Here is a 1,195-nt window from a genome sequence, read left to right on the forward strand (position 1 = left end):
CAACTCTTCCTCACGGGCGATCAGCAGCATCATCCGGATGCGGTTCTCGTCAGCGAGGCATTTGAAGACCTTGGTAGGGGTGAGCGGGTCAGTCATGGCGGCTCTCTGTGTGCGGGTACCAAACTAATATATGGTTTTTCGAATATACGCTTTTCCGAATATGTCGCAACCCCTGCAGATGATAAGCAGCTTTACATGTGCATCTTTGTGCACATATATTGGCGACATGACGACCAACCAGAACCTCCGTACCCAAGCCATCGACGCCGCCATCGAGTCGTTGGACGAAGTCTTCTTCAAAGCCCTCTGCGAACCTTCCAGGGTCGCGGTGTTCAAGCGCGTGCTTCTGCTGGGCCGGGCGGATGTCGGCGAAATCGCCAAAGAGCTGCCGCAGGAGCGCTCGGTGATCTCCAGGCATCTGCAGGTACTGCATGACGCCCAGATCGTGAAGGCCACCAAGGTGGGGCGACAGGTGTTTTACGAGGTGAATGGTGGGGCGATCGTCGAGCGCCTTGAGGGACTGCTCCAGCGGACCAAAGGGTTGGTTTCGCTGTGTTGCTCATAAGACAACCCTTTTTTTGCCCTTATATATGCATGGATGCGCACAGATGAATGAATCGAGTAGTGTTCTGGACGTAGTGGTGATCGGCGGTGGCCAAGCTGGAATGGCGCTGGGCTGGCATCTACAGCAGCATGGCTTGGACTTTGTGATCCTTGATGAGCAGGCCAAGCCTGGCGGGAACTGGCGCAACTACTACGACAGCCTGCAGTTGTTCTCCCCGGCGGAGTATTCCGCGCTACCGGGGATGGTGTTTCCCGGCGACCCCAAGGGCTACCCGCTGCGAGACGAAGTGGTGCAGTACCTGGAGGCCTACGCCACCGAGTTCCAATTGCCTTTTCAGGGCAATACCCGAGTGGCGGAGGTCGTGCGGAAAGCCAAGACTTTCGAAGTCCGTTGCGACAACGGGGCAGCCGTCACTTCGCGCGCCGTGGTAGTGGCTTCTGGTGGATTCAGCCGACCCTACATACCTGACATTCCTGGCCTAGGGCAGTTTTCAGGGACTTGTCTGCACAGCTCGGCGTATCGAGCGCCCGAGGCCTTTGCCGACCAGCGTGTCGTCGTGATCGGCGCGGCGAACTCGGCGGTTCAAATTGCCTATGAGCTTGCCGGCGTTGCACAGGTCGTGCTGGCCAC

The 1,195-nt window shown here is 57.9% G+C and carries 2 protein-coding genes and 1 pseudogene; 2 read left to right on the forward strand and 1 reads right to left on the reverse strand.

What is annotated here, in order from left to right; translation table 11 throughout:
* Positions 1-96, reverse strand: a pseudogene (locus CKW37_RS33425) (transcriptional regulator); the annotation flags it as partial.
* 130 nt (positions 97-226) lie between these two features.
* On the opposite strand from CKW37_RS33425, the gene CKW37_RS32225 reads away from it, so the two are divergent.
* Complete coding sequence (locus CKW37_RS32225; protein WP_095160078.1) at positions 227-565, forward strand: helix-turn-helix transcriptional regulator; 339 nt, start codon at positions 227-229, stop codon at positions 563-565.
* A 43-nt stretch (positions 566-608) separates the two neighbouring features.
* A partial coding sequence (locus CKW37_RS32230) for an NAD(P)/FAD-dependent oxidoreductase (RefSeq protein ID WP_143502194.1) occupies positions 609-1,195 on the forward strand: 587 nt, incomplete at its 3' end.

Source organism: Pseudomonas sp. Irchel 3E13, from assembly GCF_900187455.1.
GTDB lineage: Bacteria > Pseudomonadota > Gammaproteobacteria > Pseudomonadales > Pseudomonadaceae > Aquipseudomonas.

Excerpts from the sequence above, each read along its gene's own strand:
- CKW37_RS32225 (WP_095160078.1), top strand. The coding sequence starts at position 227 with ATGACGACCAACCAGAACCTCCGTACCCAAGCCATCGACGCCGCCATC.